The organism is Mesorhizobium sp. M8A.F.Ca.ET.207.01.1.1 (genome assembly GCF_004794715.1).
Taxonomy (GTDB): domain Bacteria; phylum Pseudomonadota; class Alphaproteobacteria; order Rhizobiales; family Rhizobiaceae; genus Mesorhizobium.
In genome coordinates this window covers 752,438-759,130 of sequence record NZ_SRUS01000003.1, presented here as the reverse complement: position 1 = coordinate 759,130, position 6,693 = coordinate 752,438, and the positions used below count along the sequence as shown (strand labels likewise).

Below are 6,693 nucleotides of genomic sequence, written 5' to 3'. Positions count from 1 at the left end.
GCATGGCGCTGGCGCGAAAACTCCTCGTCATTCTCAATGCAAAAGCACGCGATGCGCGCATCGAGTTCGCCAATGCAACTTGACACCACAGATAGTCGCTCATTGCCCTGCCGGGCATTTCTCCCCGTAGAACGGGGAGAAAGAGGCTGAGCGGGCTACGGCGCTTTTTCTCCCCGTCACTATACGGGGAGAAATGTCCGGCAGGACAATGAGGGGCGGCGCGAACCTGTCAGGACGAAGTCATCCGCCCAGCGGCCCAACTTCCGCCTCTTGATCCCGTCCGCCCCTTCGTTCATAAGCGCGCCGTCGAAAGACTTTCGCCGCGTGCGAAACGGCCCTCCACAAGCCACGGGGAAAATCCATGTCCGCCTTCAAGCCACTCGTCTTCTCCGGCGTCCAGCCGACCGGCAATCTGCATCTCGGCAACTATCTCGGCGCCATCAAGAAATTCGTCGCCCTGCAGGATACGTCCGACTGCATCTACTGCGTCGTCGACCTGCATTCGCTGACCGCCCAGCTCGTCCATGACGACCTTGCCGACCAGACGCGGTCAATCACCGCGGCGTTCCTCGCCTCCGGCATCGACCCGAAGAAGCACATCGTCTTCAACCAGTCGCGGGTGATGCAGCATGCAGAGCTCGCCTGGATCTTCAATTGCGTCGCGCGCATCGGCTGGATGAACAAGATGACGCAGTTCAAGGACAAGGCCGGCAAGGACCGCGAGAACGCCTCGCTGGGCCTGCTCGCCTATCCCTCGCTGATGGCGGCCGACATCCTGCTTTATCGCGCCACCCATGTGCCGGTGGGCGAGGACCAGAAGCAGCATCTGGAATTGACCCGCGACATCGCCCAGAAATTCAACAACGATTTCTCCAACCGCATCGCCGGTCTTGGCGTCGGCGTCGAGATGCAGGTCGGCGAGGAGACGGTGAACGGCTTCTTCCCGATCACCGAACCGGTCATCGGCGGCCCGGCGGCGCGCATCATGAGCCTGCGCGACGGGTCGAAGAAAATGTCGAAGTCGGACCCATCGGATCTGTCGCGCATCAACCTGACCGACGATGCCGACACCATCTCGAAGAAGATCCGCAAGGCCAAGACCGACCCGGAGGCCTTGCCGAGCGAGGTCGACGGACTGGAAAGCCGGCCCGAGGCGGAGAACCTGGTCGGCATCTATGCTGGCCTCGCGGAAATGTCGAAGGCCGATGTGCTGAAGCAATTCGGCGGCCAGCAATTCTCCGTGTTCAAGCCGGCGCTGGCCGATCTCGCGGTGGAGAAACTGGCGCCGATCGCCAGCGAGATGCGCCGCATCCAGGGCGACCGCGCCTATGTCGACGCGGTGCTCCGGGATGGCGGCGAACGCGCCGGCGTGCTCGCCGAGACGACTATGAAGACGGTGCGCGACATTATCGGGCTGCTGCAGGGCTGAGCCCGATCGTCAATGCGCCGCCTCGTACCGGCCCAAGACATACTGGCCTATGGCCGGCGGCTTGCCGCCGGCCTGCCGCGGTGGCAGATTGCGGCCGAAAAGATACCGAGTAGATAGACATGGTCTCCAAACGCCTCAGCCGCGAAGCCGGTCATCGCAGGAAATTCCTGACGATCATCGATGACACGCCGGAATGCGAACGCGCCGTCGCCTACGCTTCGAAGCGGGCGCAGAGCACCAGCGGCACGCTGGTGCTGCTCTATGTCATCGTGCCGGACGACTTCCAGCACTGGCTGGGCGTCGAGAAGATCATGCGCGAGGAGGCGAACGCCACGGCGCGCGCGGCGCTGGACGGCTACGCCAACAAGGTGCGCCAGAAGCTCGGCATCGAACCGGAGATTGTCGTGCGCGAAGGCAAGCCGACCGAAGAGATCCACAAGCTGATCGAGGAAGACCAGGACATCGCCATTCTCGTGCTGGCGGCCGGCGCCGGCAAGGAAGGGCCGGGCCCGCTGGTCGGTGCCGTGGCCGGCAAGGGTGCCGCTTTCCCCATTCCGGTCACCGTTGTACCGCAGAATCTGTCGGATGAGGAAATCGACAGCCTCGCCTGAGGCCCGCCCGGGATTCAGCTCCCCAGCCAGCAAAAACATTCCGCCGGCCGGCCGTTCCGGCGATGCGTTTCGCTTGAATGTCCCGCCGATAGAGCCTATTTAGAACTATTCCAAACTAGTTGCCCAAAACGGGCATGGAGACGGCCATGTTCATTCAGACCGAGTCGACGCCCAATCCCGCAACGTTGAAGTTCCTGCCTGGCAAGGAAGTGCTGCTCGAAGGCACCGCCGATTTCCGTGATGCCGACAGTGCGGCGATGGCCTCGCCGCTGGCTGGGCGGCTGTTCGAAATCCCTGGCGTCACCGGCGTGTTCTTCGGCTATGATTTCATCACCGTGTCGAAGGACGGTCCGGACTGGCAGCACCTGAAGCCGGCGATCCTCGGCGCCATCATGGAGCATTTCATGTCCGGCGCGCCTGTCATGGCCAAGGCCGGCCCCGCCGCCGAGACCAGCCAGACGGGCGAATTCTACGACAAGGCCGACGAGGAGCTCGTCATCACCATCAAGGAGTTGCTCGACACGCGCGTGCGCCCGGCGGTCGCCCAGGACGGCGGCGACATCACCTTCCGCGGCTTCGAGAACGGCACCGTGTTCCTGCACATGAAAGGTGCCTGCGCCGGTTGCCCGTCGTCGACGGCGACGTTGAAGCACGGCATCCAGAACCTGCTTCGCCATTTCGTGCCGGAAGTGCAGCAGGTCGAGCAGGTTTCCTGATTCTTCTTCCGCGCCGCCGTCGATCTGCGAGCGCGGCCTGAAACATCCTATCCGCGAACAACAAAAAACCGGGCCGAATTGCCCGGTTTTCTGTTTGGGACGTCCGTTGTTGCCTAGACGGTCCGCGTATGAAAGGTGACTTCCAATTTAACCACGATATGCCGAAAAAGCGGACAGGCTTCCCGGCATCATGGCCTAAAGAACGATGACCTTGGCGCCGACCTCGGCGCGATCATAGAGGTCGATGACATCCTGGTTCATCAGCCGGATGCAGCCCGACGACATCGCCTTGCCGATCGAGTTCCATTCCGGGCTGCCGTGCAGGCGGTAGCCCATGTCGCCGCCCTTGTTGAACAGGTACATGGCGCGCGCGCCGAGCGGGTTCTTCAGGCCAGGATCCATGCCGCCGGCGAACTTGGCGAGCTCGGGCTGGCGCTTGATCATCTGTGAGGGCGGCGTCCAGGTCGGCCATTCGCGCTTGATGGCGATATGGGCGGTGCCGTGCCATTCGAAGCCCTCGCGGCCGACGCCGATGCCGTAGCGGATGGCCCGGCCGTCACCCTCGACGAAGTACAGAAACTTGTTCTGCGTATCGACGATGATGGTGCCCGGCTTTTCCTTGGTGTCGTAGCTGACTTCCTGGCGATGGTACTTCGAGGGAACCTTCTCGATCGGGATGCGCGGCAGCTGGTAACCGGCATCGGTCACCGCGCCATAGTCGTTGGAAAAGATCTGCCCGCCGATGGTGCTGCAACCGGCAATAGCGGTGGACAGCGCCAATGCGGCAATTATTGCAAGCGACTTCATGCGCATGTGGTGATCCGGTGCCCTGCCCAAACTAGAGCGGCACGAGTCGGCCGCTTTCTCGCCATCATTCATGCTGGCATTTGCTTTGCTTGCCAAGCACACGATGCCTATATGCGGGGACTTACGTGCTGGTATGCGTATCACTATGGCATTTCGGCAACATACTTCACCGGATTGTGAAGGAAATTCAATGGGGCCTGAATCACGGGCCTCGCAAAATCGAGGACCCGCCATGAATGTCGGCGACGCCGCCCACCGCTCAGGCCTGCCGGCCAAGACCATCCGTTACTACGAGGAGATCGGCCTGATCGCGCCCGCGCGCGCCGCTAACGGCTACCGCGATTATTCGGGCGACGACATCCACCGGCTGGCCTTCCTGCGCCGCGCGCGCAATCTCGGCTTTTCCATAGATGATTGCCGCCAGTTGATGGCGCTCTACAAGGATCGCGGCCGCGCCAGCCACGATGTGCGCGCAATCGCCGCCGCCCATGTCATGGCGATCGAGGAGAAGGTGCGCGAATTGCAATCGATGCGCTCGACACTGCAGAAGCTCGTCCACGCCTGCCATGGCGACGAGCGGCCGGACTGCCCGATCCTGGATGATATGGCGGGGGCGGCGTTAGCCAGCGACAGACCCCACCGCAGGATCGATGGACAGCGTGTTAAAGACGGTGGTCAAGGCGAAGGCACCGAAGGGCGGCAAGCCGGATAGGCCGAGATCCTCAAAGCCCGGTCCCGCCCCATGACCGATCGTCTGGATTCCGCGGTGGTCGTTGGCTGCTAGCCGCCCTGCTACGCCTCCGGGAAGGCCGCCAGTTGGTTCGTGTCGTATATTGCACGCTCTAATATGAGCGTAGAGTATAAGCACTGCCGATGTTCCCACTGACCGGTGACCCAGTGATCGGAGAGACCGCATGACCCGCGACCAGATGCTCGCCCACCTTCGCGCCGCCGATGCGGTCGCTCGCGAGGCTGCCGCGCACGGCCACCATCCGTTCGGTGCGGTGCTGGTTGGGCCCGATGGCGCGATCCTCATGCGCCAAGGCAATATCGACACCGTGCATCACGCCGAAACCGAACTTGCGCGGCGCGCGGCGGCGGCCTATTCGCCGGAATTTCTCTGGACATGCACGCTGGTCTCGACCGGCGAGCCCTGTGCGATGTGCACCGGCACGCTCTACTGGGCAAATATCGGCCGGCTGGTCTACGGCTTCGAGGAAACCGAACTCCTCGCGCTGACTGGCGACCATCCCGAAAACCCGACGATGAGCCTGTCCTCGCGCGTTGTGCTCGGCTCTGGACAGAAGAAGATCGAGGTTCACGGCCCCTTCCCCGAAATTGCGGACGAACTTGTCTCGGTGCACCGTGGCTTCTGGCAGCGGTAGTGGTTCTTCGCGCCCGCAAAGGGCGGATAGAGCGAACGGAATACACGCGCAATGTTGACCACTCCCTATACTGGAGCGGAAACGCCCGCCCGCCCTGCGTTCGAATGACGCCACTCCGCCGACGCTGCGCTATTCTGGTCAAAGCTGACGGCGAACTCCCAAATCCCCAAATTTGCCGCCGCCAGTCAGGCTCGGCGGTCGTGCCCTTATTATTGTCCCTCAAACCGCCGAGCCGCCCCCGGTCAGCCGGTCAATTTCCTCCGCCTGAAGCGGGTTTGCCAGGTTGCCGGCCTGTCCTGAGCGTATTCCAATCTCGCTTTGGGTTTGACAACCGGATAACCTCCGTTTGTGAACCAGCTAATCGCCGGCGATTAGGCGATTATCTGAAGATGACCCAGGAACAGATAAAGGAATTGGTGCGCCGTAAGCGCGAAGCCGGAAAAGGCTAGTTTGCGCCAACTCCTGTAGCCATTCCCCTACGGCCAGGTAGCGCCGCCTTCATCCGCTGGTTTGGGGCTTGGTCGCGCTAGAAGCCCCTATCTTTCAGCCATTTCCTAGTTGCCTAGCGCGAGCTTTCGGATCGGTAGCTTTGCGGGTTAGCGGGGTGCACACGACCGCTATATTGCCCGTACGACGGTCAAGATACTGGAGACAGGATTTCTGGGATGTGTCTGGGATACACTCTTTAATGTTCATTGGCACAAGCTGCCCGCCGGGAAGTTCACCGTATCCGGTATGGTTTGTGCACGTTACCTTGCTCGAATAAGGAACATTCGCTTGGCTAGTGCACGCCGATGAGCTGCCAGCAATGGCTATTACGATTGCTATACGGATCATGTTCCCCCCGGCCCCACTCGCACAAGCCGAAAGATAAAGCCGCAAAGCGGCAGCGCTAATCCTGAGTGATCCAAAATCGACGCGTAGGACCACTGCGATTCCAGTGCGGCTTGCCGCCGTACATTTTCGCGATTCCTGTCGTGTCGTTGATGTAGCTCCAAGCCTTCCAACCTAGTGCACGGTTGAGTTCCTCAAGCGACGCGCCTTGCGGTCTAGTACGGTGAAGTAGGTCGTACATCTTCCTGCGCTTGGTGCCAGCGCGCGGCGTACCTGCCTTAACCAAAGCTCATTTCTCCCGACTTGAAGGGCGAACTCACTATGCACGCCTTTGTGAACGTTCCCAATGAAACCGTTACGATCGTTCCCTTACGATCGCCTTCACCCTCTTGGTGGTCTCGGCAAACGTGTCGGCGAGCGCTTTCCTGGCTTCGTTCATTACGCGCTCCTCATATGCAGTCGCCGGATGGCCAGTGTCCGCCAACATGGCCCCTTTGATCTTCTGAAGTTCGCCGACCGGATCGGCATCCTTCAGGACTATGCTGGCTAGTTGCGACCGCACGAAAAGCTCCAGAGCGATAATTCGCCCTTGCAGGTTTTCTTCCAATGTCATTGCCCGTGCCCTCCCGATTTCAATGGAGAAGAGGAAATGCTGAGAATAAAGATGCTGGCTTCGTGGCCAAATTGCTAGGCGTTGACTATCCCGCCTGTAATTTCAAAGTGGCTACACGAAATGAGATTTCACCACGAGACGCCACCTAACCGTACCCTGCTGAGCAGTGTGCTGGTGGTGGTTCTGCGGCGGCATGTTGTGACCTTTGACGAAAGTGGCGCTCTTCCCGCAGCCTTCGCACCGGTATATGCCAGACAAAGGAGTCTGTGTATTTGGCAGGTGGATTGTATCGAACTCC

7 protein-coding genes are annotated in these 6,693 nt (G+C 60.9%); 5 read left to right on the top strand and 2 right to left on the bottom strand.

Annotated features, from left to right (window positions below; genetic code table 11):
* The first annotated feature begins 361 nt into the window (after positions 1-361).
* From trpS to EN850_RS12375, 3 genes are all read left to right on the top strand, one after another.
* On the top strand, positions 362-1,429 hold the full coding sequence (gene trpS / locus EN850_RS12385) for a tryptophan--tRNA ligase (protein WP_127277841.1): 1,068 nt from the start codon (positions 362-364) through the stop codon (positions 1,427-1,429).
* 119 nt (positions 1,430-1,548) lie between these two features.
* Positions 1,549-2,040 (top strand): universal stress protein, encoded by a 492-nt coding sequence (locus EN850_RS12380; RefSeq protein ID WP_136091337.1) that lies wholly within the window; start codon positions 1,549-1,551, stop codon positions 2,038-2,040.
* Between the two features lie 146 nt (positions 2,041-2,186).
* Entirely contained in the window at positions 2,187-2,756 is a 570-nt protein-coding gene (locus tag EN850_RS12375) for a NifU family protein (protein WP_136091336.1), read from the top strand.
* Positions 2,757-2,951: 195 nt separating this feature from the next.
* On the opposite strand, the gene EN850_RS12370 is transcribed toward EN850_RS12375, so the two are convergent.
* Positions 2,952-3,569: a L,D-transpeptidase gene (locus EN850_RS12370; RefSeq protein ID WP_127873017.1), complete on the bottom strand. Its 618-nt coding sequence runs from the start codon at positions 3,567-3,569 to the stop codon at positions 2,952-2,954.
* Positions 3,570-3,795: 226 nt separating this feature from the next.
* Here EN850_RS12370 and cueR point away from each other — a divergent pair, with 226 nt between their 5' ends.
* Complete coding sequence (gene cueR / locus EN850_RS12365; RefSeq protein WP_136091335.1) at positions 3,796-4,275, top strand: Cu(I)-responsive transcriptional regulator; 480 nt, start codon at positions 3,796-3,798, stop codon at positions 4,273-4,275.
* A 202-nt stretch (positions 4,276-4,477) separates the two neighbouring features.
* A complete protein-coding gene (locus EN850_RS12360) occupies positions 4,478-4,948 on the top strand; it encodes a nucleoside deaminase (protein ID WP_136091334.1) in 471 nt (156 codons plus the stop codon).
* Between the two features lie 1,189 nt (positions 4,949-6,137).
* Here the strand turns inward: EN850_RS12360 and EN850_RS12350 are convergent.
* On the bottom strand, positions 6,138-6,395 hold the full coding sequence (locus EN850_RS12350) for a hypothetical protein (protein WP_127873013.1): 258 nt from the start codon (positions 6,393-6,395) through the stop codon (positions 6,138-6,140).
* Positions 6,396-6,693 lie beyond the last annotated feature (298 nt).

What these genes read in the sequence shown, in the direction of transcription:
- EN850_RS12360 (WP_136091334.1), top strand. Translation starts at nt 4,478, where the DNA reads ATGACCCGCGACCAGATGCTCGCCCACCTTCGCGCCGCCGATGCGGTC.
- EN850_RS12375 (WP_136091336.1), top strand. Translation starts at nt 2,187, where the DNA reads ATGTTCATTCAGACCGAGTCGACGCCCAATCCCGCAACGTTGAAGTTC.
- EN850_RS12370 (WP_127873017.1), bottom strand. Translation starts at nt 3,569, where the DNA reads ATGCGCATGAAGTCGCTTGCAATAATTGCCGCATTGGCGCTGTCCACC.
- EN850_RS12380 (WP_136091337.1), top strand. Translation starts at nt 1,549, where the DNA reads ATGGTCTCCAAACGCCTCAGCCGCGAAGCCGGTCATCGCAGGAAATTC.
- cueR (WP_136091335.1), top strand. Translation starts at nt 3,796, where the DNA reads ATGAATGTCGGCGACGCCGCCCACCGCTCAGGCCTGCCGGCCAAGACC.
- EN850_RS12350 (WP_127873013.1), bottom strand. Translation starts at nt 6,395, where the DNA reads ATGACATTGGAAGAAAACCTGCAAGGGCGAATTATCGCTCTGGAGCTT.
- trpS (WP_127277841.1), top strand. Translation starts at nt 362, where the DNA reads ATGTCCGCCTTCAAGCCACTCGTCTTCTCCGGCGTCCAGCCGACCGGC.